This window comes from Glycomyces sp. NPDC050141 (assembly GCF_055586545.1).
In genome coordinates this window covers 228,696-251,959 of record NZ_JBVJHZ010000001.1, presented here as the reverse complement: position 1 = coordinate 251,959, position 23,264 = coordinate 228,696, and the positions used below count along the sequence as shown (strand labels likewise).

The window sequence follows — 23,264 nt, the reverse complement described above, 5'->3', positions numbered from 1 at the left end:
GCTCCGGCTGAGATACGAGTGGCTGGAGATGCGATTGGGGATTACCCAAGGGCATCAGTGTAGCTCAGCGGTGACCAGCATGCGGACGGCGGCGGCCGTCCAGGCGGTGGTTTTCACGGTGTCGTCCTCGGCCGCCAACGCCTTGGACAGGTGCACGAAATCCATTGCGGCCCTTTGGAGTCCGACCCGATTCAGCTCGGCGGCGGCGTCTTCTGCGCGGCGGCGGGAGGGTTCGCGGGCGCTCCGCAGGCCCTGGTGCGCGAGATCGGCGCAAGCGGTGAGTGCGCCTTCGATCGCGGCCGAGACCGGGTCGGTGGCGGCCGCCTCCCCGGCGGCGGCCAGTTCGGCGGTGTCGTCGCCGGAGGCGAAGCCGGGGACGACCGGGCCGTCCTCGGTGAGCAGCGCGGTGGGCTCGACGATGAGTTCGCCGCGGTGGCGGTGCACGTGACCGGCGACGCCGGTGAGGCCTTTGAGCAGGGCTTTCTCGACCGCTTCGAGGGCGCCGGGCGCGGCGGGGCTGTGCGCGACGCGCAACGTGGCGGTGCCGCCCTTCGGGGCGGCGACGCGGGCGTAGAGGCACTGCGAGGCCGGGTCGTAGCCGAGGAGTTCGGCGCTTTCGACGGCGATCACGCGCAGGGACTCGGCGGCCACGCGCGGGCGCACGAGCGCGGGCGGGCGGGCCGCGAGTTCGGCGGCAAGGGCGTCCAGGTCGGTGGCGCGCAGCGCGTCCGGGAGGTCGTGCCAGGCCAGGCCAAGCGGCAGGACCTGGGTCCGGGCGAGGCGGCCGGTGCCGAGCTTGAGCGCGCGGGCGGCAGTGCGGGACGCGGCCTCGGTGACGGTGTTCCCGGCGGCCAGCGCGCTGATCTTGCATCCGGCGAGGCGGCGGGAGGCGAGTTCGGCGCCGGTGAGGTCCGGGGAGTCGGGCCATTCGCGTTGGACGGTGAGGACCATGCCGGTCTCGGGTTGGGCGAGGTAGATCTCGAGGGTGCGGGTGTCGCCGACGGCGGCGACGCGGGCGCCGAGGCCGGTGAGGCGGATGAGGTGGAGGGGGGTGGCGTCGGCTTCTTCGCTGCCGAGGACCTGGGCGGTCGGGGTGCCTTCGGGGTGGCGGGCGGCGCGGGCGCGGGCGGGGAGTTCGGCGAGGAGGGCGGCGAGGCGCTGGGGGTCGTAGGCGGCGGAGCGGTCTTCGTATCGTTCGAGCTGTTCGATGAGGTCGTCGACTGCTCCGGCGGGCCAGTGGGCGCGGCGGCGGGTGAGGGCTTTGGATTCGCGTTGGAGGGCGGCGCGGAGGACGCCGTCGGCGCCGACGGCGCCGTCGAGGAGGACTCGGGCGGTGAGCGTGAGGGCGCTGTCCAGGTCGTCGGTGGCGGTGGTGCCGCCGATGCTGACGGTCGCGGTTCCTTCGGCGGCGTCGCGGAAGGCCCAGACGGCGAGGACGATCGCGGTGTCGCGGGCGGGGCCGGTGGCGTCGGTGTGGACGTAGCCGAGGCCGGGGACGAGGAAGCTGACGGTGGCGGCGGGGAGTTCGGCGACGGCGGGCCGGTCGGGGCCGGGCCAGGTGAGGCGGGCGGTGTATCCGGCGCGGCGGGTCTGCTCGGCGGCTTTGAGGGCGTGGTGGCCGAGGGTGTCGCGGAGTTGTTCGTCGGTGATGGCGGCGGGGCTGGCGACCGGTTCGGGTTCGGCCGGTTCGGTTTGCGGCGCTTCCTGTTCGCGCTGGTAGGCGAGGACGGCGCCGACGCGGTGGCGGCATTTGCCCGCGGCGCCGCAGGTGCAGGTGGCGGCTTCGAGGCCGCCTGCGGCGGGGAGGACGGCTTCGGCGCCGTCGGGGAAGGCGGCGGTGAGGGTGCCGTCGTCGGCGAGGGTGACCGCGGGGGCGGTTCCGGCGTCGAGGTCTTTGGCGGCGCGTTTGACGAGGCCCCGGTTGGCTAGGGCCGCAAGGGAGTCCTGGGTGAGGGCGAGGAGGTCCTGCCTGGGTGCTGCGGTCATGTGCCGAGCCTTTCCGCGACGAATTCGACCAGGTGGGAGGGGGTCATGGCGCCGACGTGGGCGCCGGCTTTGGCGAGGCGGGCGGCCATGTCGTGGTCGTAGACCGGGTTGGCGTCCTCGTCGAGGGCGGCGAGGCCGAGGACTTGGGTGCCTTGGTCGCAGAGCTGCTTGACGAGGTGGACGAGGCGGGCCTCGGAGCCGCCTTCGTAGAAGTCGCTGATGAGGGCGACGATGGAGCGGCGGGGGTTCTCGATGAGTCCGGCGCCGTACCCGACGGCGCGGGCGATGTCGGTGCCGCCGCCGAGCTGCACTTTCATGAGCAGTTCCACGGGGTCGTCCACATCGGAGCTCATGTCGACGACGGCGGTGTCGAACGCGATGAGGTGGGTTTTCAGGCCGGGGAGGGCGTGGAGGCACGCGGCGGTGACGGCCGAGTGGATGACCGAGCCGGTCATGGACCCGGACTGGTCGACGAGGAGCACGAGCTGCCACTGCTCGAGCCGTTTGGAGGTGCGCGAGTGGAACCGGGGGCGTTCGATGGCGACGCGCCGCTCTTCGGGCTGGTAGTGCTTGAGGTTGGCGCGGAGGGTGCGTTTGAGGTCGAAGTCGCGGGAGCGGCGGTGCCAGCTGGGTTTGCGGGTGCGGCTGCCGGTGAAGACGGTGCGGACCTGGACCGAGAGCTTCTCGACGAGGCGCTGCACGACCTCTTCGACGATGCGGCGGGCGGCGGCGAGCACCTGGGGGTTCATGAGGTGCTTGGTGCGCAGTACGGCTTTGAGGAGGGCCGGGCTCGGCTCGATGCGTTCGAGCACTTCGGGGTTGGTGAGGACGTCGTGGATCTCGTAGCGTTCGACCGCGTCGCGTTCGAGGCGTTCGATGGTCTCCTTGGGGAAGAGCCGGTGGATGCCGTCGAGCCAGTCGACGGTGGTGAGCTGGGACGGCGAGTCGTCGGCGCCGCGCTGCCCGTCGGTACTGCGGGCGCCGCCGCGGCGGACGCCGCGTTTGCCGAGGTCGTCGTCGCGGCTGTAGAGCCAGTCGAGGGCGGCGTCGCGTTGGGCGTTCTGCTCGCTGAGGCCGCCGGTGCAGCTCTCGGCGGCGGGGCCGAGGATGAGCCGCCAGCGTTCCAGGTCGGCTCCATTATGGTTGTCGCCCATCAGGACTCTCCTCCGAATACGAGGTCTTCGCGGGCGAGGGCGGCGTCGACGCGGGCTTCGAGGGCCATGGCGGCGGCCATGACGACCGGGTTCACGGCGAGTTTGCGGGTGAGTTCGCGGGCGTTGCCGCCGCCGCGGGCGGCGACGAGGCGTTCGGCGATGAGGCCGCGTTCGCGGGGCGGGAACGTCGCGAACGCCTGCCGCAGGGCCGGGAGGGCGATCAGGAACTCGTCCTCGTTGAGGTCGCCCACGAGTTCGTCCACTGCGGACACGACACCCTGCTCCTCGGCGAGGACTTCTTCGCGGGCGACCGCGAAGAGCCCGGCGAGCCAGTCGCCGAGCCGGTCCGGGTCGGCCGCACCGGCGGCGGCTTCGGCGGCGTTCGCGGGCGCGCCGAGGGCCCATGCGAGGCCGAGCGCGGCGCCGCGCAGGTCGGGCGGGGCCTGCCCGTCGACCGCGATCCGCTGCGCCGCAGCGGCAACGGAGGCGGCTGGCGGGGTGAGGCCGGGCGCGTGGCGGACCGCGTCGCGCAGGGCCCGCATCGCGAGCAGGCGGCCCTGTTCCGCCGGGCCGGGCCCGGCGTGGAGGCCTTCGGCGAGCCACAGGATGCGGTCGGCGCACGCGGTGACGACGGCGGCGTACAGGGCGCTCCCGGCGGTGCCGAACAGGTGGTCGTGGCGCCACAGGGCCAGCACGGTGGCGAGCGCGGGGCCGACCTCGCCGAGGTCGCCGCTGTCGTCCACAGCGGACTCGACAGCGGAGCCGAGGCGGTCGGTCAGGTGCGCGCGCCCGCACAGCGCGGCGTCGAACAGCAAGGCTGCCAGGGTGTTCAGGGCCCGTTCGCCGTCGGCGCGCTGCTCCAGGACGGTCTGGGCGGCGTCACCGAGGGTCGCGCCGAGCGCGCCGGACTCGATGAGCACCGGCAGCCGGTCCGCGGTGGGCGTGAGCGTCCACTGCTCGTGGGCCTGGACGTCCTCCCCCGCCGAGGGGCCGGAGTCGCGGCGCACGCCCGGCAGGCGCAGCAGCCGCATGCAGTGCAGGACGCGGCTGCGTTCGAGGTCCTTCGGTTTGGACAGGTCCAGGCGCAGCAAGCCGTCGCCGTCGAGCCCGAGGCGGGCCATCTCGGCTTCCGCGTCGTCCACGAGCGGCGGCCGGGGCGTGTCCGGGTGGAGCTTCCCGACGCGCTCGCCGGTGAGCGCCGCGGTCATCTCGACGACCACCGGATGCGTTCCGGCCGTGAGGGAGCCGCGCCGCGTCCACGGCAGCGGCTGCTCCAGGTCGTCGCTGATGAGGGCGCTGGCGAGGCCGTCGAGGAGGTCGGTGCGGCCGGGCCGCCCGTGGCCGCGCAGGCGCGCCAGGCCCTCGGTGAGGCTCCGCGCCCCGATGAGGTCCGAAGTGGAGACGTGCAGGCCCCGGCGGCGCAGGCGGGTGGTGATGCGCTGCACCAAGGTGGCCGCGGCCTCGGCGGGCCCGGCCTCCCACAGGCGCTGGTAGTACTCGGGCGAGGGCATCCCCGACTGGTACCCGGCGAACGCGTCGAGGCGCTTGAACGAGTACGGCACGAGGTACCCGCCGGTCTCGGTGCCCTCCGGCGGTTCGGGGAGGGTCGGCATGTCCGTGTCGCCCGCTTCGGCGAGGCGGCGCAGCGCGGGGGCGTGGAAGCCGCCGCAGACGACGAGCACGGGACCCTCGGTCTCGGCGAGGGTCGCCCTGATCCATTGGGCCATATACGTTTCGCGCGCGCTGTCGCGGCCGTCCGCGTCGGCCTCGCCGCGCACGAGGTCGAAGTACTGGTCGAGCCTGTCGGCCAGCCCTTCGGGCTCGGCGACCTCGACGAGGTGGTCCCACAGGGCGTCTGTGTTGTCGACGGCGAAGGCCTGGCAGAGCCGGTCGGTCGCCTCGGTGTAGCGGCGCTCGGCGTCCGAGTACCGGTTCTCGACGCCGTCGAACGCCCCGTGCCACGCGGGCAGGTCGATGAAGCGCACGGTCGCACCGGCCCGGCGACCCTCGGTGAGCGCCACCCACTCCGGCGAGTAGTCGCACATCGGCGCCCACGTGCGCTGCACCGAGAGGTCGGTGCTCGCGTACGAGTAGATCGCCACGGGCAGTTCGTGTTCGAGGGCGAGTTCGCCGAGCCGTTCGTTGAAGTCGGCCGGGCCCTCGATGAGGACGGCGGCGGGCCGCAGCTCGGCGATCCGGGCGGCGACGAGGCGGGCGCAGGCGGGCGAGTGGTGCCGCACGCCCTGCACGTGAAGGCGCTCGGTCATCCGGGCAGCAGGTTCCGGGCCTGGTAGAGCGACTCCCAGTGCGGGCCTTTGCGCTTGGGCGCCTTCTGCTCCAGGTAGCGGCGCAGGCGCGCCAGGTCCTCGGCGTTGTCCTTCGCGGCGGCGCCCGCCATGCAGTCCACGATGTCCCCCGCCTCGGCGGTGCCGCCGCGCAGGTACCAGGCCTTGATGCCCACGGCGTGCGCGACCGAGACGGCCTCGGCGGTCGACATGACGGCCTGCGGGCGGCCCGAGTTCGCGTCCCCGGTGCGCAGGTCGCGGAAGACCCGCACGAGCACTTCGAGGACGTCGCGCGAGGGCGGCGCGGGCACGCCCGAGCGCGCCAGCGCGGCCGAGGCCTCCGCCTCGACGAGGTCGAGTTCGGTCTTGAAGTCGGCGATGGGGAAGACCGTCTCGAAGTTGAAGCGGCGCTTGAGGGCCGCGCTCATCTCGTTCACGCCCCGGTCGCGGGTGTTGGCGGTGGCGATGATGTTGAAGCCCTCGCGGGCGAAGACCATCGAGTCGCCTTCGAGCTCGGGGATGGCGAGCACGCGGTCCGAGAGCGGCGAGAGCAGCGAGTCCTGTACCTCGAGTGGGCAGCGGGTGATCTCCTCGAAGCGGACGACGCGGCCTTCGGACATGCCGCGCAGCAGCGGCGCGGGCACGAGGGCGCGTTCGGTGGGGCCTTCGGAGACGAGGAGGGAGTAGTTCCAGGAGTAGGCGATCTGGTCCTCGGTGGTGGACGCGCCGCCCTGGATGGTGAGGGTGGAGTCGCCGGAGACGGCGGCCGCGATGAGCTCGGAGAGCAGCGATTTCGCGGTGCCCGGTTCGCCTACGAGCATGAGGCCGCGGTTGGTGGCGAGGGTGACGAGCGCGCGGTCGATGAGCGAGGGGTCGCCCACGAACTTGCGGGTGATGCCGCGCGATTCGTCGCCCACGATGAAGGTGCGGGCGGCCTGGAGGCTGAGGGCCCAGCCGGGCGGGCGGGGCGAGTCGTCCTCGGCGGCGAGCTTCGCGAGCTCGGTCGTGTAGCGGTGCTCGGCGGGCGGGCGCTGGAGTTTCGGTGCGGCGGTTGCTGTCATGGCGGCTTTCTGCATGGTGGTGGCGGGTCAGTGGTGGAGGCCGGTGGCGCGGCCGAGGTCGGCGAGGATCTCGGAGACCAGGACGGGGTCGAGGGCGTCGCCGCGGAGGGTCGGGACGCCGCGGCGGCGGTTCTTGGTGGGCGAGAACCAGATCCAGAGGATGCGGTGGCGCCCTTCGGGGTCGGGTTCGCGGTGGCCGGGGGTCGGGTCGATCTCGGCGAGGAGGTGGGCGTTGGCGACGATCTTCGCGCTCTCGTCGTTGAGGGCCTCGCGCGGGAGGTCGCGGGCGAGCAGTCGGGTGCTGAGTTCGGAGACGGGCGTGTCGGGTGCGCCCTCCCACCACAGCGATGTCCATTCGAGCACGCCGCGGAGGGCGCCGAACGTGGCGGTGGCGCCGGAGAAGCGTTCGAGGACGCCGGTGCGGGCCTCTTCCTCGGTGAGGGCGAGGGCGGGGCGGGCGAGCTGGTCGAAGGGTTGCAGGATCTCGTAGTCCGCGAACACCTCGGTCCACAGTGGGAAGTCCTTGCCGAGGAGCACGGGGTGGGCGAGGCGGACGCGGGCGCCGTCGCTCAAGTCGAGCGGCTTGTCGTCGACGTCGGCGAAGCTGCCGTCCTCGGCGAAGCGGAACGCCTGGGGCCCTTCGGGGGTCTCGCCGATCCACAGGAGGCCTCGGGCAAGGGAGGCGAGCACCGGGTGGGCGGTGAGGTGCGCGAACTCGTCGGCTCCCCAGATGCGGCTGGTGAGCATGGCGTCTTTGAGGCGGTCGCTCTGGAACGCGAGTTCGGCGGTGACGTCCTTGGCGAGCTTGCGGAAGCGCGCGATCGAGGCTTCGGCGGTCGCGGCGTCGTCGCGGACGCCGGGCCGGGGCAGGCGGGCGCGGGTCTTCCCGGTCGCGTCGGCGACGCTCAGTCTCAGGCGGTCGTCGGGCTTGATGTGGAAGGCGCGAGGCCCGAAGTCGAGCGTGAGGCTCGCGGGGTCGTCGAGGCCGAGCGTCGGCGCGTAGTGGTCGGCCAGCGCTTCCACGGTCCAGCCGTGCCGTGCGGCGACGCGGGCGAGGTGCGGGGCGGCGGCGGTCTTGACCGCCCGGCCGACCTTACCGCGCGTGAGCCGGTACAGCACCGGGAACGCAGCGTCTATGGGGAAGGCCGCGAGGGTCTCCAGTGCGGCGCCGGTCCGCGCGAGCGCGCGGGCCCCGGACTGCTTGATTTCGGCCTCGATCCCTTCGGCGGCTTCGGTGCCGCCGAAGCGGGCGAGCTGGCCGACCGACCAGGGCGTGAACTGGTACCGCTGCGCCAGGGCGAGCGAGAAGCGGGCGAGGGAGCCGGGGTCGCAGGCGGCGGCGACGGTCTCGACGGCGGGGTAGGGGGTGCGCGGCGTCCACTGGGAGAGGACGGCGATGAGGTGGGCGACGGCGCTGGGCGGGAGGATCGCGGCGCGGTCGGCGGTGAGGACGCGCGGCAGGTCCTCCTGGGCGTAGACCGAGCCGGCGGTGGGGTGGTTCAGCAGCGGCCGGTCGGGGTGTCCGGCGAGGACGGCGGTGACACCCGCGACCGCTTCGGGCCCATGGGGTTCCGTGGCAGCGGTGACCGCTTCGGGGCCGTGCCGCCAGGCGAGGAGGCGCAGGGCGCCGCGCGCGGTGGTGCGCTGGTAGGGCTTGGGGCCGAACACTTCGGGGACGAGGTAGGGCGCGGCGTGGAGGCCGTGGCGGTCGAACCAGTCGAGGCCGGGGGCGCGTCCGTCGTCGCGGCGCAGGAACCAGTGCGCGGCGGCCGCGGCGGCGGGGGTCGAGCGGACCGGCAGGAGCGCCCGGCCGTGCCAGGGCGAGGTGGCGATGCGGCTGACGGCTTCGTCGGCGACTGCGGCGCCGTTGCGGGCGAGCTGGGAGACGATGCTGTCGGCGGTGTCCCAGCCGTTGTAGAAGCCCTGGAAGCGGTTGTTCTCGGCCCAGTAGGTGTCCGGGTCCCACTCGACGAGGTCGGGTTCGAGGGCCATGGCGCGCTCGTACTCGCCGGGGCGGCCGACGACGCGCGGTTCGGGGGCCTGGAGGCCGGGGATCTCGCCGGGGGCGCGGTACTTGCGCTTCTCTGCCCAGGGCGGGGCGACGAGCACGTCCGGGAGGTCGGCGAGGGCCGCCTCGGGGAGGCCGGGCGAGTGCGACTCGTCGGTGACGCCGAGTCGTTCCTCTTGTGGCGCAACGTGATCGGACATGTCCTGCTTTCCTGGGGCCGGTGGTGTCATGCAGAGCATAGGAGGCGGGTGCGACATGCCTCCGGCCCGCCGCCTTCGAACAGGCGGCGGGCCGGAGGGCGGTCGTCAGGCCTGGTCGGTCGCTTTCGCCAGCGCGACAAGTACTTCGGAGGCGACGACCGGGTCGACGGGCCCGAACCCGGTCTTCGGGTTGGGCACGGTCCAGCCGCTGAGGTCCTGGGCGCTCAAGGCGACGGTCCGCAGTGTCTGGTCGGGGCACTCGTCGATGGCGCCGACCCAGATGCCCGGGTCGAGGTCGAGCACGAGGAACCCGGCACCGTGGAGCACGCAGGACATGCCCGCTTCGACCCCGGCGTCCATCGGGGCGGAGCGTTCGAAGCCCTTGTTCGTGAGTCCGAGGAGTTTGCCCACGGGCACTTCGATCCCCTCGAACCGGGCGAGGCGGCCGGTGCGCAGCTCCTCTTCGGTGAAGGCCATGACAGGGCGGCCCAGTTGGGGGAAGGGCTGCAGGATCTCGTAGTCGGCGAGGATCTCGCCCCACGCGTCCACTTCGGCGCCCATGATCGCGGGGTGCGCGAGGCGGACGGCGGCGTCCGCGGGGAGCGTGTACTCGTTCTCCTCGACGTCGGTGCAGCCCTTGTCTTCAGCGAGGCGGAACGCGGTGCGCTCACCCTCGGTTTCGGCGATCCACACGAGGCGGCGCGCGAGGTGCCACACGAGCGGGTGCTGCACGAAGTGCTCGTCGAACTCGTCGGGCGTCCACGTGCGGCCCTGCACCATGGCGCGTTCGAGGCGCTTGACCTGGTCGGCCGAGACGGTACGGAGGTCCTTGCGGAGGGCCGCGAACCGCTTGTAGGCGGCGTCGGCGAGGAGCTCGTCGTCCTTCGCGCCCGGTTTCGGCAGGCTCTTGCGGGGCTTGCCGTCCATGTCGGACACGAAGGGCTTGAGCGCCTCGTCGAACCCGACCCTGAACTGCCTGGGCCCGTAGTCGAGGACCAGCGCGGTCTCGTCGCGCAGGCCGAAGTCGGGGACGAGCCGGTCGGCGAGCTGGTCGGCGGTGAGGCCGAGGTTCGCGGCGATCGCGTCGATCTGCTCGCGCGCTTCGGCTTTGATCGCGGCGAACTTGGCCTTCTCGGCGATCTGGTTGATCGCCCGCAGTGCGGCCTCGGTGCCGATCGCGCCGAGTACCTTGAGGCCCTTGACGGCCCGCTGGTGCTGGTTCTCCCCCGGCCAGCGCCCCACGAGCGGCTGGAGGAGGCGCACGGCCTCGTCGTCGGCGAAGTGCGCGAGCTGCGTGAGCGCCCAGCCGTCCTCGGAGGGCGCCCCGGCGGTGAGCCACTGCTCGAACAGTGCGATCGAGAAGCGCGCCAACGAGATCCGGTCGCAGGCCTCGGCGACGACGGCGATACCTCCGTACTCGTATTCGGGGGTGGCGATGGCGAGCACCGTGGTGAGGTTGCGGACGGCGGCGTCCGGCAGGGCCTGCTCGCGGCCGTTCAGGAGCACCTGCGGGAGGATCGCGGGGGACGCCCACACGCCGGGCGCGGGGATCTTGACGCCGACGGGCATCAGCGGGTCGACGTCGACGAGCGTGCCGATCGCCGCGGCGGCCTCGTCGCCGTACTGCGCGGCGGCCTCGCGTACGAGGTCCTCGCCGTGGGTCGTGACGAGGTACCGGAGTGCGGCCTCGGCGGCGGCGCGGACCTTCTTGGCCTTGCCGAGCGCGTCCGGGACGAGCAGCGCGGCGGCGTCGGCGGCGTGCCGGTCGAACCACTCGACCGCGAAGGGCCGCATGGTCTTCAGGCGGACAAGCGCGTCGGCGGCGTAGCGGGCGACGGTGAGGTTCGCGACCGGCGTGAACAGGGTGCGGCGGTGGTCGGGTTCGTGGGCGGTCGCGGCCATCAACTGCGCCGTGGCGTCGGCGCCGAGGTTGACGAGGAGCCGCTGCAGGACGTCCCGGTGGTACCAAGAGTTGGCGGGATTCCAGCGCGGCAGGAGCTCGGCGGCGACCTCCGGGGACGCGACGGCGAGCAGTGCGGCCTGGTAGTCGCCCCTGCGCTCGTCGAATTCGCGCGTCTCCCGGTCCCAGCGCTCCTGGGCCCACTTGCGGCTGTCTTTGAACTTCCCGAACTCGTGGTGCTTGAGGCGGGCCCATGCTTCGCGTTCGCCCTCAGCCCAGCTCATCTTGTTGATCGGCAGCGGTTCGAGGCCTTTGACGACAACAGGTTCGGGGGCGGTTCCGGCGGCCCACGGCGGGGCGGCGAGCAGGCCGGGGACGGCTTCGGCGGGGGCTTCGGCGATGCGGCGGTTCCCGGCGGTGAGGGTCTCGATGGCCGCCTGCACGGCCTCGTCGGCGAGCGGCAGGGCGGTCTCGACGAGGACCGGGTCGGAGTGGACGATCGCGGTCAGCCGCCTGCGCTCGTCAGCGTCGGCGCCCGGGACGCGGCTGGCGATGAGCCGCAGTGCGCGCCTGGGGAAGTGGGCGGCGGACTCCATCGCGAACCCGATGACGTCAGGGGAGCCGCTCCGGTCGAACAGGAAGGCCATCGCCTCGTCGCCGGGCAGCGCCGCGAGCGCCCGGTGCAGGGCCTTGCGCTCGTCGGCGTTGCAGTAGCCGTCGAGGTAGCGGTCGATCACCGGGAGGGCGGCGGCGCCGATGCGGTGCACGAGGTCGGCGACTTCGGCGGCGTGGACCCAGTGCGGCAGCAGGCTCGACACGTCGAGCGCTTCCCGCTGCCCGCCGGTGGTGATCACCTCGAGGAGCAGGCTGGTGCAGGCCGGGTGCGCCTTCGCGGCGGTGATCTCCTCGCAGGCCTCGGTCGTCCAGGCCTCCTCGTCGGGGACGAGGAAGCTCGCGGTCAAGCGCAGTTCGGGGCCGGTGCGGCGCTCGGCGACGGCCGCGACGACCGCTGCGTACTCTTCTTCGGAGGCAGCCGCCAGGATCGCGCGGATGTCGCGGATGTCCTTGTGGTCGAGGAACTTCGCCCAGTGGTAGTCGCTCAGCGGCCGCCGGGACAGCATGACGCCCTGCAGCTGGCCGGCCTGCATCGCCTCGAACGCGAGGGCTTCGGTGACGACGGCGACGGCGAACGGCAGGCCGTGCTCGGTCGCCATCAGGTCGAACAGGGGCCGCAGCGGGAGCGCTTCGGAGCCCATGCCGGGCTTGGCGAGGGCCATGACCGCCGCCGCGCCGAGCACGTCGGCGCGGCCGTCCAGGAAGGAACGCGCGCCGTCGGTGTACTCGCTGTTGTGCTCCATCGCGAGCCGCCGGTGGAGCTTCCCCGAGAACTTCTGGAGGAACTCGCGCCCGGCTTCGGGATCGAGCTTGACCCGGCGCGGCTTGGCGGCCCCTCGCCTCGGCTGCACGAAGCGGTTCCAGATGGCGGGGAAGGCGACGCGGTCCTCGTCGGGCAGCAAGTCAACGGTTGAGGGAGTCTCGGTTTCGGTCATGGGCGACAGCTTAGGAGCCGGGTACGACACGGTGTTCGCACTGGTACGCAACGTCATCGGCGGCCCGGACGGGTCCGGGCCGCCAGCGCTCAGGCGGTGCCGGTGAGGCGTGCGAGTGCCGCGAGGACCTCGGCTGCGGTGACCGGGTCGATGCCTGTGGGGAACTCGCGGTCCGCGTCGTCGAATTCGTAGCGTTCCGCATGGGAGAGGCGGACGCCGGTGAGCCGCTGTTCGCGTTCGTCGAACGTGGCGCCGACCCGGATGCCGGGCTGGAGGGCGGCGACGACCCAGCCGCCTCCGGGCAGCGGGTAGGCGACGCCGGGCGCGTGGTCGCCGACGCGGGGCGCCCGCTTCCAGCCGCGCTGGATCAGGCCGAGGACGCGGCCGACCTCCACGTCGGCTCCCTCGAAGCGCTTGAGGCGGCCGGTCGCGAGCTCGTCGGCGGTGAAGCCCATCGCAGGCCGGCCGAGCTGCGCGAACGGCTGCAGGATCTCGTAGTCGGCGAAGACCTCGGCCCAGGCCCGCGTCGCCTCCGGTCCGAGCCGGGCCGGGTGCGCGACGCGCACGCGCGCGGTCTCGGGGAGCGTGACCGTGTCGTCGTCGAGGTCGCTGTAGGAACCGTCTTCGGCGATGCGGAACCCGGACGGCCCCGGTTCGGCGAGCCAGACGAGGCGCCTCGACACGTGCCGGGTGAGCGGGTGCTCGGCGAAGTAGCGGCGGAACTCCGCAGCGGACCAGTCGCGTTCGGCGACCATCGCGGCCTCGAAGCGCGCGACCTGGTCGGCGGCGGTGCGCTTCAGTTCCTTCTTCAGGAGGGTGAAGCGCCGGTAGGCCTCCTCGGCGAGCTCCGGGTCGTCCTTCGCTCCCGGCTTCGGGAGCGCCTTGCGGGGCTTGCCGTTCTCGTCGCGGACGAACGGCTTCAGCTGCTCGTCGAAGGCGACGGTGAACCGGCGCGGCCCGTAGTCGAGGACGAGCGCGCCCTCCTCGCCGAGCCCGTAGTCGGGCACGAGCCGGTCGGCGAGCTGCTCGCGGCTCAAGTCGAGTTCGGCCGCGATCCGGTCGATCTGGCGGCCCGCCTCCTCCTTGAGCGCCTTGAACTTCACCTTCTCGGCGATCTGGTGGATCGCTCGCAGCGAGGTCTCGGTGCCGATCGCGCCCAGCACCTCCAGGCCGGTGACGGCCCGCTTGTGCTGGTTCTGGCCGGGCCATTCGCGCACGTGCGAGGCGAGGCCCCACACCGTCGCGTCGTCGGCGGCATGAATGAGCTGCGTGAGCGCCCACCCGTCTTTCGCCGGGGCGCCGATCGCGATCCACCGGTCGAACAGGGCGCGGCTGAACCGGGTGAGCGAAGCCCGGTCGCAGGTTCGGGCGACGACCGCGACCCCGGGGTAGGGCTGTTCGGGGGTGCCCAAGGCCAGCACGGTGATCAGGTGCCTGATCGCTGCGGCGGGCACGGCCCGTTCGCCGCCCGCGAGGAGCACCTGCGGCAGGACCAGCGGCGAGGCCCAGCCGCCGGGCCTCGGGACCTTCACCCGCGGCTCCAGCGGATCGAGCACGAGCAGGACCTTGACCGCTTCGACCGCTTCCGGCCCATGGGGTTCGGCGGCGTGTGCGACGGCGGCGTTCCCGTGGGTTGCGGCGAGGTGGAGCAGTGCGGTCTCGGCGTACTCGCGGCGCTTCTTCGCGGAGCCGAGCGCGTCGGGGACGATATAAGGAACGGCACTCAGGCCGTGCCGCTCGAACCAGGCCTCGGCCCCGGCCTTGGCCTTCTTCAAGCGGGCCAGGCGCTCGGCGGCGATCCGGGCGGCGGCCGCGTTGAGGATCGGCCCGGGGAGCTCCTGGAACGCAGGGTCGTGGTCGCTCGCAGGGTAGACGAGCACCCGGTCGGCGACGCGCTCGCCGAACCGGGCAAGGATGCTGGGGCAGCAGCTCCACCAGCCGTAGCGTTCCGTGCCGTCCCACTGGTCGAGGAGCGCTTCCGCCCGTTCGAGCGGGGCGAACGCGAAGAACGCGTTCACGTTCCAGCGGTCGAAAACGGGCTCCTCGTCGTCGCCCCAGCGGTGGCCGTAGCGGTCTTTGGCGTTCGCCCAGGCCTCCCGCTCCCCTTCGGCCCACACCAGGCGCGTCTCGGCGGGCGGTTCGAGGCCTGCGATGACGGCCCGCTTCGCCATGGGCCGCTTGCGGGTCCACGGCGGCGAGGCGAGCAGCGGCGGCAGGTCGGCAAGGTCGGCCTCCGGGACGCGGCCGGTCAGGGTGAGCAGGTCGGCGAGGACCGTCCGGTCCGATTCGGCAAGGTGGACGTGCAGGCCGGGGTCGACGAGGTCGGCGACGGCGGCGAGCCAGGAGCACAGGTCGGCGTCGGCACCGGGGGCGAGCCGCGCGGCGGTGCGGAGCGCCCGGACGGGGAAGCGGGCGGCGGCTTCGGCCGCGCACTCCCACACGTTCCGGCGGGTGAGGCGTTCGAACACGAACGCGGTCGCGTCGTCGTCCGGGACCATCGCGATCGCGCGGTACAGGAACTTCCGGAACGGGTCGTCGAAGCGGTCGGCGGTCGCGGCCGTGGCGAACAGCAGCGGCAGCGCCGCAGCGCCGAGGCCGCTGAGCACGGCCGCGATCGCCTCGGTCCCGGAGGCGTCGGGGATCTCCGTGAAGCCCGCCGCCGCCACCTGCTCGGGGCGGCCGACCGAGGCCCAGACGACCTCGTCGGAGGGCGAGTCGTAGGCCCGGGCCTTCCCGAAATCGTTGCAGCCCTCCAGGACCCATCCGTGTTCGTCCGGGAGCACCAGCATCGCCGCGATCCGCTTCGGGGCCGTGTCGCGGTGCCCGGCGACGGCCGCGACGACCTCGGCGTACTCCTCGTCGGGGGCAGCGGCTAGGAGCCGCCGCACGGCCGCGATCCCGCCCCACTCCAGCTCGTGCACCGCCGTCTCCGGGTGCTCGACGTGGTGTTCGAAGACCGTGCGCTGCTCGACGTCCCCGCCGCCGTAGTAGCCCCGGTCGTTCAGCGGAGCGACGGCGAGGCGTTCGACCGCGGCCGCCACCGCGAACGTGAGCCCGTGCGTCGCGAGCCACCAGTCGAACTCCGGGCGCATCCACGACTTGTTGGAGCGCTGGTCGTACTCCAGGACCAGGGCCGCGACCGCCGCCGCGCCGCGCGGCACGGGCTGCCCGGCGAGGAACGCCTCCGCGTCCGCCGCGTACGCCGCGTTCCCGGGTTTCGCCAGCGCGGCCCGCAGCTGCTCGCCCTGGGACTCGATCCGCTCGGGCGGGGTGGCGAACGCCTTGAAGTTCGCGGGCGGCAGCGGGCCGCCGTCCCGCCTGCCGCGCCACGGCAGCAGCGTGGAAAGCCAGGCGGCGGGCAGTTCGAGGCGGTCTTCTTGGGGCGCAGCGTGGTCGGTCATCGGGGTCCTTCGTCGGCGGGTGTCGCCTCGACGATAGGCCACCTGTGCGAGAGACCGGAAACGCCGAAGGCCCGGCCGGAGCCGGGCCTTCGAGCGAAAGTCCTACATGAGGAAGGAGTCGACCGCCAGCGCGAGGAACAGCAGCGTCAGGTAGCTGGTGGACCAGTGGAACAGGCGCATCGGCTTGGGGTCTTCGTCGCGGTTGATGCGGCCGAGGAGCTTGTGGCATTCGAGGACGAACAGGCCGCCCGTGACGACGGCGACGAGGCCGTAGAGCCAGGTCGTGCCGGGCTGGAGGAACATGGGCACGAGGGAGACCGCGAGCATGGCCCAGCCGTAGACGACGGACTCGATGGCGACGCGGCGGGCGGGGGCGACGACCGGGAGCATCGGGATGCCCGCGGCGGCGTAGTCGTCCTTGAACTTCATGGCGAGCACGTAGAAGTGCGGGGGCTGCCAGAGGAAGACGATGGCGAACAGGACCCAGGCCATCCAGGACATGTGGCCGGTGACCGCGGCCCAGCCGATGAGGACGGGGGCCGCGCCGCAGGCGCCGCCCCACACCGTGTTGTAGGGGGTGGTGCGCTTGAGCCAGATCGTGTAGACCACGTCGTAGTAGACGATGGCGCCGAAGGTGAGGAGCGCGGCGAGCCAGTTGACGAGCAGGCCCATGCCGAGGACCGCGATCGCGCCGATGACGAGCCCGAAAATGAGGGCGTTGCGCGGCGGGATCTGGTGCTTGGCGAGGGGGCGCCGCGAGGTGCGGGCCATGAGCTGGTCGATGTCGCGGTCGATGTAGCAGTTGATCGCGTTCGCGGACCCGGCCGCGAGGGCGCCGCCGATGAGGGTGGCGAGGACCGCGGTGAGCGACGGGAGGCCGTCGTACTCCATGCGGGCGGCCACGAGCATCGCCGGGATCGTGGTGATGAGGAGCAGTTCGACGATGCGCGGTTTCGTCAGGGAGACATACGCTCCGATGAGCGTCCTGAGGTCCGGTTTGGCCGGGGTCTCGCTACCGGGCGCGGGCAGTTCGATTCGCTTGCGGGCCTGGGGCCGGGGGCGGTCGGCCAGGGCGCGGGTCGGGTCCTCGTTCATCACCGCTCACCATACGGGCAGTGAAGTGGTGACCTGGGCCTGGGGCAAGGGCCCCTACCTGGGCGGATTCGATGCGAGACTTGCTCGTGGGCGGGTTCACAACCCGCGCAAGTCCGCCCTCCGAGAGACTGCGCATAAAGTTCAGCCTGTGTAGGTAGGGTCAGAAGGCACACGTCAATGGCCCAAATACGACGAGTATCAAGGAGTATCCCAGTGGCACAGTTCGAGTGGACCGTACTCGACCAGAAGGCGGTCGACACGGCGCGGCTGCTCGCCGCCGACGCGGTGGAGAAGGCCGGCAACGGGCACCCCGGTACCGCCATGAGCCTGGCCCCCGTCGCGCACACCCTGTTCCAGAAGGTCATGCGCCACGACCCGAGCGAACCCGACTGGGAAGGCCGCGACCGCTTCGTGCTCTCGTGCGGCCACTCCAGCCTGACGCTGTACGTGCAGCTGTACCTCCAGGGCTACGGCCTGGAGCTTGAGGACCTGCAGAACCTGCGGCAGTGGGGGTCGCTGACCCCGGGCCACCCCGAGGTGGGGCACACCGCGGGCGTTGAGACCACCACCGGGCCGCTCGGCCAGGGCCTGGCGACCGCCGTGGGCATGGCGATGGCCGCCCGCCGCGAGCGCGGCCTGTTCGACCCCGAACCCGCCGTGGGCGAGAGCCTGTTCGACCACTTCGTGTACGTCATCGCCTCCGACGGCGACATCGAGGAGGGCGTGACGCACGAGGCCTCCGCGATCGCGGGCGTGCAGGAGCTGGGCAACCTCGTCGTCGTCTACGACGACAACGAGATCTCCATCGAGGACGACACCAAGATCGCCCTCGGCGAGGACGTCGCCAAGCGCTACGAGGCGTACGGCTGGCACGTCCAGACCGTCGACTGGAAGGACGGCCACGAGTACAAGGAGGACCCGAAGGCCCTCTTCGAGGCGATCCAGAAGGCCAAGGCCGTCACCGACAAGCCCTCGCTGATCCGCCTGAAGACCATCATCGGCTGGCCCGCGCCGAAGAAGCAGAACTCCTACGCCGCGCACGGCTCCGCCCTGGGCGCCGGCGAGATCGCCGCGACCAAGGAGATCCTGGGCTTCCCGGCCGACCAGTCGTTCTACGTGGCCGAGGACGTGCTCGCGTACACGCGCGGTTCGATCGAGCGCGGCCAGGACGAGCGCTCGCTGTGGCTGACGGCGTTCAACAACTGGGCCGCCGCGAACCCCGAGGCCAAGAAGCTCCACGACCGCCTGTGGGCGGGCGAGTTCCCCGAGGGCTTCGAGGACGCGTTCCCCGAGTTCGAGGCGTCCGGCAAGGGCGTCGCGACCCGTTCGGCTTCCGGCAAGGTCCTGTCCGCGCTCGCGGGCGTCCTGCCGGAGCTGTGGGGCGGCTCGGCCGACCTCGCGGGCTCGAACAACACCACGATGGACGGCGAGCCGTCGTTCCTGCCGCTGTCGCGCCAGACCAAGGCGTACCCGGGCAACCCGTACGGCCGGACCCTCCACTTCGGCATCCGCGAGTTCGCGATGGGCACGATCCTCAACGGCATCAAGCTGCACGGCCCGACCCGCCCGTACGGCGGCACGTTCCTCGTGTTCTCCGACTACATGCGCGGCGCGGTCCGCCTCGCGGCCCTCATGAAGACCCCCGTGGTCTACGTGTGGACGCACGACTCGATCGGCCTCGGCGAGGACGGCCCGACCCACCAGCCGGTCGAGCACCTCGCGTCGCTGCGCGCCATCCCGGGCCTGGACGTCATCCGCCCCGGCGACGCCAACGAGACCGCCGTGGTCTGGAAGACCCTCCTGGGCAAGACCGACCGCCCGGCCGCGCTGGCGCTGACCCGCCAGAACATCCCGGTGTGGGACCGCACGAAGTTCGCTTCGGCCGAGGGCGCCGCGAAGGGCGCGTACACGCTGCTCGACACCGAGGGCACCCCCGACGTGATCCTCATGGGCTCCGGCTCCGAGGTGCAGCTGGCCGTCCAGGCCGCCGAGGCGCTGGCGGGCGAGGGCGTCAAGGCCCGCGTCGTGTCCGTCCCGTCGATCGAGTGGTTCGACGAGCAGGACGAGGACTACCGCGAGTCGGTGCTGCCCAAGGCCGTCAAGGCCCGCGTGTCCGTCGAGGCCGGCATCGGCCTGTCCTGGCGCGACCTCGTCGGTGACGCAGGAGTCAGCGTCTCCCTGGAACACTTCGGTGCCTCCGCGCCGTTCGAGAAGCTGTACGAGGAGTTCGGCATCACCGCCGCCGCAGTGGCGGACGCGGCCCGCTCCTCCATCAAGAAGGCACAGCAGTAGCAACGTCGAAGAACTAGCTGGAAAGCTGGAGGAACACCGATGAGCGCGAACGAGAACCTCGCCGGACTGTCGGCGGCGGGAGTGTCCGTCTGGTTGGACGACATCTCGCGTGAACGCCTGGAGACGGGCAACCTGAAGGACCTCATCGCCGGGTCGTCCGTCGCGGGCGTCACCTCGAACCCGTCCATTTTCGCCGCGGCCCTGGCCAAGGGCAGCGGCTACGACGAGCAGATCGCCGATCTCGCGGTCCGCAAAGTGAGCGTCGATGAGGCCGCTCGCGCCATCACCACCTTCGACATCCGCTGGGCGGCGGACGTCCTGGCCACGGTCTTCGAGACCACCGGTGGCCAGGACGGCCGCGTGTCCATCGAGGTCGACCCGCGCCTGGCCCACCAGACGCAGGCGACCATCGCCGAGGCCAAGGCCCTGTGGTGGGCCGTGGACCGGCCGAACACGATGATCAAGATCCCGGCCACGAAGGCCGGGCTCCCCGCCATCACCGCGACGCTCGCGGCGGGCATCAGCGTCAACGTGACGCTGATCTTCTCGCTCGAGCGCTACCGCGAGGTCATGGACGCGTACATGGCGGGCCTGGAGTCGGCGAAGGCCGCCGGGCACGATCTGTCGAAGATCCGCTCGGTCGCCTCCTTCTTTGTGTCCCGTGTGGACTCGGAGATCGACAAGCGGCTCGAGGGCGTCGGCACCGACGAGGCCCTGGCCCTCAAGGGCAGGGCCGCGATCGCCAACGCCCGCTTGGCCTACCAGGAGTTCGAGAACGCCTTCGCGTCGCCGCGCTGGGAGGCCCTGTCGGCCGCCGGGGCCGTCCCGCAGCGCCCGCTGTGGGCGTCCACGTCGGTCAAGAGCCCCGACTACCGCGACGTCATGTACGTCGAGGACCTCATCGCGCCCGGCACCGTCAACACGATGCCCGAGGGCACCATGAAGGACTTCGCCGACCACGGCGAGGTCGAGGCCGACACGATCCGCCCGCTCTACGCCGAGGCCGCGACCCTCATGATGCAGCTCGAGCGCGTCGGCATCGACTACGCCGACGTCGTGCAGGTCCTCGAGGACGAGGGCGTGGAGAAGTTCATCGTCAGCTGGAAGCAGCTCCTCGACCAGATCGAATCCAAGCTCAGCGAGAGCACTGCCGTTCAAGAAGGCGCAGGACAGAAGTGAGCGACAAGATGGGCAAGATGGAAGCCGCAGGCGGCCTCGCAGTGACCACCGGCGTCGACGTGAACGCCGCCGTCGAGCGGCTGCGCACCGAGGGCGTCCCGGCCAAGGTCGCCGCCAAGGACGCCACCCTGTGGGGCCCCGAGGCCGAAGAGGAAGCCGCGATCCGCCTCGGCTGGGTCGACACCTTCGTCAAGTCGAAGGAGCTCCTCGCGCCGCTCGCCAAGCTCCGCGCCGAACTCAACGAGCAGGGCATCGACCACATCGCCCTCGCGGGCATGGGCGGCTCCTCGCTCGCCCCCGAGGTCATCTCCCGCACCCTGGACCTGGGGATCTCGATCCTCGACACGACCGACCCCGGCCAGATCGCGGCCGAGCTCGGCGAGGCGGCCCTGCGCCGCACCGCCGTCGTCGTGTCCTCCAAGTCCGGTTCCACCGTGGAGACCGACTCCCAGCGCCGCGCCTTCGAGAAGGCGTTCGAGGCCATCGGGATCACCGAGCACGCGGGCCGCTTCGTGTTCGTCACCGACCCCGGCTCCGCGCTCGAGGCGCTCGCGACCGAGCAGGGCTCGCACCTGTTCCTCGCGGACGCCACCGTGGGCGGGCGCTACTCGGCGCTCACCGCGTTCGGGCTCGTCCCGACCGCGCTCGCGGGCGCCGACGTGGCCGAGCTGATCGACCAGGCCGAGGCCTTCGCGGCCACCATCGGCAGCGACGGGGACGACCCGGCGGTCGTGCTCGGCGCGGTCATCGCCGCCAAGCCGACCATCACCATCGCCGACGACGGCACCGGCGTCGTGGGCCTGGGCGACTGGGCCGAGCAGCTCATCGCCGAGTCCCTCGGCAAGGACGGCAAGGGCACGCTCCCGGTCGTCCTCGAAGGACCCGCGGCAGCGGGCGCGCGCGGCTCCGACCGCGTGTACGCCACCGTCGGGGGCTCCTCGACGGGCCTGCCGTCCTCGGGTTCGGCGCTGGCCATGCCCGACGTGGTCGTCAACGGCCCGCTGGGCGCGCAGTTCCTCGCGTGGGAGCTCGCGACCGCGTACGCCGGCTACCTGATCGGCATCGACCCGTTCAACCAGCCGAACGTCACCGAGTCGAAGAACAACACCAACCGCATCCTCGCCGACGGCCTCCCCCAGGAGCGCCCGCACGCCGTGGACGGCTCGGTGGAGATCTACGGCTCGCACGCGACCACGGTCACGGGCGCGCTGGGCGAGCTGCTCATCAACGCCGACAACGAGACCGCGTACATCGCGGTCCTGGCCTACCTGGACCGGATCGACGACGCCGAGGTGGCGAAGCTCCGGGCCGAGCTGGCCGAGCGCACGGGCGCGCCCGTCACGTGGGGCTGGGGACCGCGGTTCCTGCACTCCACGGGCCAGTTCCACAAGGGCGGCCGCCCCACGGGCGTCTTCCTGCAGCTCACCGGCGTATCCGCCGAGGACCTGGAGATCCCGGGCCGCGACTACACGTTCGCCGGGCTCCAGGCCGCGCAGGCCGCCGGGGACCGCCAGGCCCTCGAATCGCGCGAGCGCCCGCTCGTGCGCCTGCACCTGACCGACCGCAAGCGCGGCATCAACCAGCTGCTCCACGCCGTGAGGGAGCTGAGCTAGATGGGCGAGACCCTGCACACCACCAACCCGCTCCGCGACCCCGCCGACCGGCGCCTGCCCAGGATTCCGGAGCCGTGCGCCCTGGTGATCTTCGGCGTCACCGGCGACCTCGCGAAGAAGAAGCTGATCCCGGCGGTCTACGACCTCGCCAACCGGGGCCTGCTCCCGGCGTCCTTCGTCATCGTCGGGTTCGCCCGCCGCGACTGGGGCGACGAGACGTTCGAGGACATGGCCCGCGAGGCCGCGAAGTCGCACGCCCGCACGCCCTGGCGCGAAGAGGTCTGGGCCCGCCTGGCCGGCAACTTCAAGTTCGTGCCCGGTGCGTTCGACGACGACGAGGCCTTCAACCGCCTCGATGCCACCGTGGACGAGCTGCGGATCTCGCACGGCATCGTCGGCAACGCCGCGATGTACTTCTCGATCCCGCCGCTGGCGTTCCCGACGGTGCTGAAGCAGCTCAAGCGCACCGGCATGTCGGACAACCGCCAGGACGGCGGCGGCTGGCGCCGCGTCGTGGTCGAGAAGCCCTTCGGCGAGGACCGCGAGTCCGCCAAGGAGCTCAACGGCCTCGTCGACGAGGTGTTCACCGCCGAAGACGTGTTCCGCATCGACCACTACCTCGGCAAGGAGACGGTGCAGAACATCTTCGCGCTGCGCTTCGCGAACGCCATGTTCGAGCCGATCTGGAACTCCAACTACGTCGACCACGTCCAGATCACCATGGCCGAGGACGTCGGCATCGGCTCCCGCGCCGGGTTCTACGACGACAACGGCGCCGCCCGCGACGTCCTCCAGAACCACGTGCTGCAGCTCCTGGCCATCGCGGCCATGGAGCAGCCCAACGGGTTCGAGGCCGAGGAGATCCGCACCGAGAAGCTGAAGGTCCTGCGGGCCATCAAGCTCCACGACGACCTCGAGGCCACCGCCATCCGCGGCCAGTACGCGGACGGCTGGGTCCAGGGGCAGCCCGTCAAGGGCTACCTGTCCGAGGACAACATCCCGGCGACCTCGACCACCGAGACGTACGCGGCGGTCCAGCTCGGAATTCAGAACCGGCGCTGGAACGGCGTCCCGTTCTACCTGCGCACCGGCAAGCGGCTCCCCAAGCGGGTCACCGAGATCGCGGTGGTCTTCAAGGAGGCCCCGCACATGCCCTTCGCCGACTACGACACCAAGACGCTCGGCAACAACCAGCTGGTCATCCGCGTCCAGCCGGACGAGGGCATCACGGTGAAGTTCGGCTCGAAGGTCCCCGGCACCGGCATGGAGCTGCGGGACATCTCGATGGGCTTCGGCTACGGCGAGACCTTCACCGAGTCCAGCCCCGAGGCGTACGAGCGGTTGATCCTGGACGTGCTCCTGGGCGACAAGACCCTGTTCCCCGACGCGCAGGAAGTCGACGCCTCCTGGGCCGTCGTCGACCCGCTCGAGGAGTTCTGGGCCAACACCAAGCCCGAACCGTACGAGTCCGGCACGTGGGGCCCCGTCGGGGCCGACCTCATGCTGCAATCGTCCGGCCGCCGCTGGCGCCGGGCGTAGA

At 72.0% G+C, this 23,264-nt stretch carries 12 protein-coding genes; 4 read left to right on the top strand and 8 right to left on the bottom strand.

Annotated features, from left to right (window positions below; all coding sequences use genetic code 11):
• Positions 1-54: 54 nt before the first annotated feature.
• The 8 genes from ACZ60M_RS01090 to ACZ60M_RS01055 form a co-directional block, all read right to left on the bottom strand.
• Positions 55-1,986 carry an SWIM zinc finger family protein gene (locus ACZ60M_RS01090; RefSeq protein WP_465413410.1) on the bottom strand — a complete coding sequence of 644 codons (1,932 nt, stop codon included), beginning with the start codon at positions 1,984-1,986 and terminating at the stop codon, positions 55-57.
• Entirely contained in the window at positions 1,983-3,140 is a 1,158-nt protein-coding gene (locus tag ACZ60M_RS01085; RefSeq protein WP_465413408.1) for a VWA domain-containing protein, read from the bottom strand. The genes ACZ60M_RS01090 and ACZ60M_RS01085 overlap by 4 nt, the downstream gene beginning before the upstream one ends.
• Positions 3,140-5,407 carry a DUF5682 family protein gene (locus ACZ60M_RS01080; RefSeq protein ID WP_465413406.1) on the bottom strand — a complete coding sequence of 756 codons (2,268 nt, stop codon included), beginning with the start codon at positions 5,405-5,407 and terminating at the stop codon, positions 3,140-3,142. Before ACZ60M_RS01080 ends, ACZ60M_RS01085 begins: the two co-directional genes overlap by 1 nt.
• Positions 5,404-6,486 (bottom strand): ATP-binding protein, encoded by a 1,083-nt coding sequence (locus tag ACZ60M_RS01075; RefSeq protein ID WP_465413405.1) that lies wholly within the window; start codon positions 6,484-6,486, stop codon positions 5,404-5,406. Before ACZ60M_RS01075 ends, ACZ60M_RS01080 begins: the two co-directional genes overlap by 4 nt.
• Positions 6,487-6,513: 27 nt before the next feature.
• On the bottom strand, positions 6,514-8,694 hold the full coding sequence (locus ACZ60M_RS01070; protein ID WP_465413403.1) for a DUF4132 domain-containing protein: 2,181 nt from the start codon (positions 8,692-8,694) through the stop codon (positions 6,514-6,516).
• 105 nt (positions 8,695-8,799) lie between these two features.
• On the bottom strand, positions 8,800-12,144 hold the full coding sequence (locus ACZ60M_RS01065; protein ID WP_465413401.1) for a DUF4132 domain-containing protein: 3,345 nt from the start codon (positions 12,142-12,144) through the stop codon (positions 8,800-8,802).
• An 89-nt stretch (positions 12,145-12,233) separates the two neighbouring features.
• Entirely contained in the window at positions 12,234-15,545 is a 3,312-nt protein-coding gene (locus ACZ60M_RS01060) for a DUF4132 domain-containing protein (RefSeq protein WP_465413399.1), read from the bottom strand.
• A 102-nt stretch (positions 15,546-15,647) separates the two neighbouring features.
• On the bottom strand, positions 15,648-16,640 hold the full coding sequence (locus ACZ60M_RS01055) for a heme o synthase (RefSeq protein ID WP_465413397.1): 993 nt from the start codon (positions 16,638-16,640) through the stop codon (positions 15,648-15,650).
• 177 nt (positions 16,641-16,817) lie between these two features.
• Here ACZ60M_RS01055 and tkt point away from each other — a divergent pair, with 177 nt between their 5' ends.
• Genes tkt through zwf form a run of 4 tightly spaced genes read left to right on the top strand, consistent with a single transcriptional unit; the run spans position 16,818 to position 23,263 of the window.
• Complete coding sequence (tkt, locus tag ACZ60M_RS01050; protein WP_465413395.1) at positions 16,818-18,932, top strand: transketolase; 2,115 nt, start codon at positions 16,818-16,820, stop codon at positions 18,930-18,932.
• 39 nt (positions 18,933-18,971) lie between these two features.
• Positions 18,972-20,111, top strand: coding sequence for a transaldolase (gene tal, locus ACZ60M_RS01045; protein ID WP_465413393.1), 1,140 nt, complete (start codon positions 18,972-18,974; stop codon positions 20,109-20,111).
• Complete coding sequence (locus tag ACZ60M_RS01040; protein ID WP_465413391.1) at positions 20,108-21,724, top strand: glucose-6-phosphate isomerase; 1,617 nt, start codon at positions 20,108-20,110, stop codon at positions 21,722-21,724. The genes tal and ACZ60M_RS01040 overlap by 4 nt, the downstream gene beginning before the upstream one ends.
• Positions 21,725-23,263: a glucose-6-phosphate dehydrogenase gene (zwf, locus tag ACZ60M_RS01035; RefSeq protein WP_465413389.1), complete on the top strand. Its 1,539-nt coding sequence runs from the start codon at positions 21,725-21,727 to the stop codon at positions 23,261-23,263.
• Position 23,264: the final 1 nt, after the last annotated feature.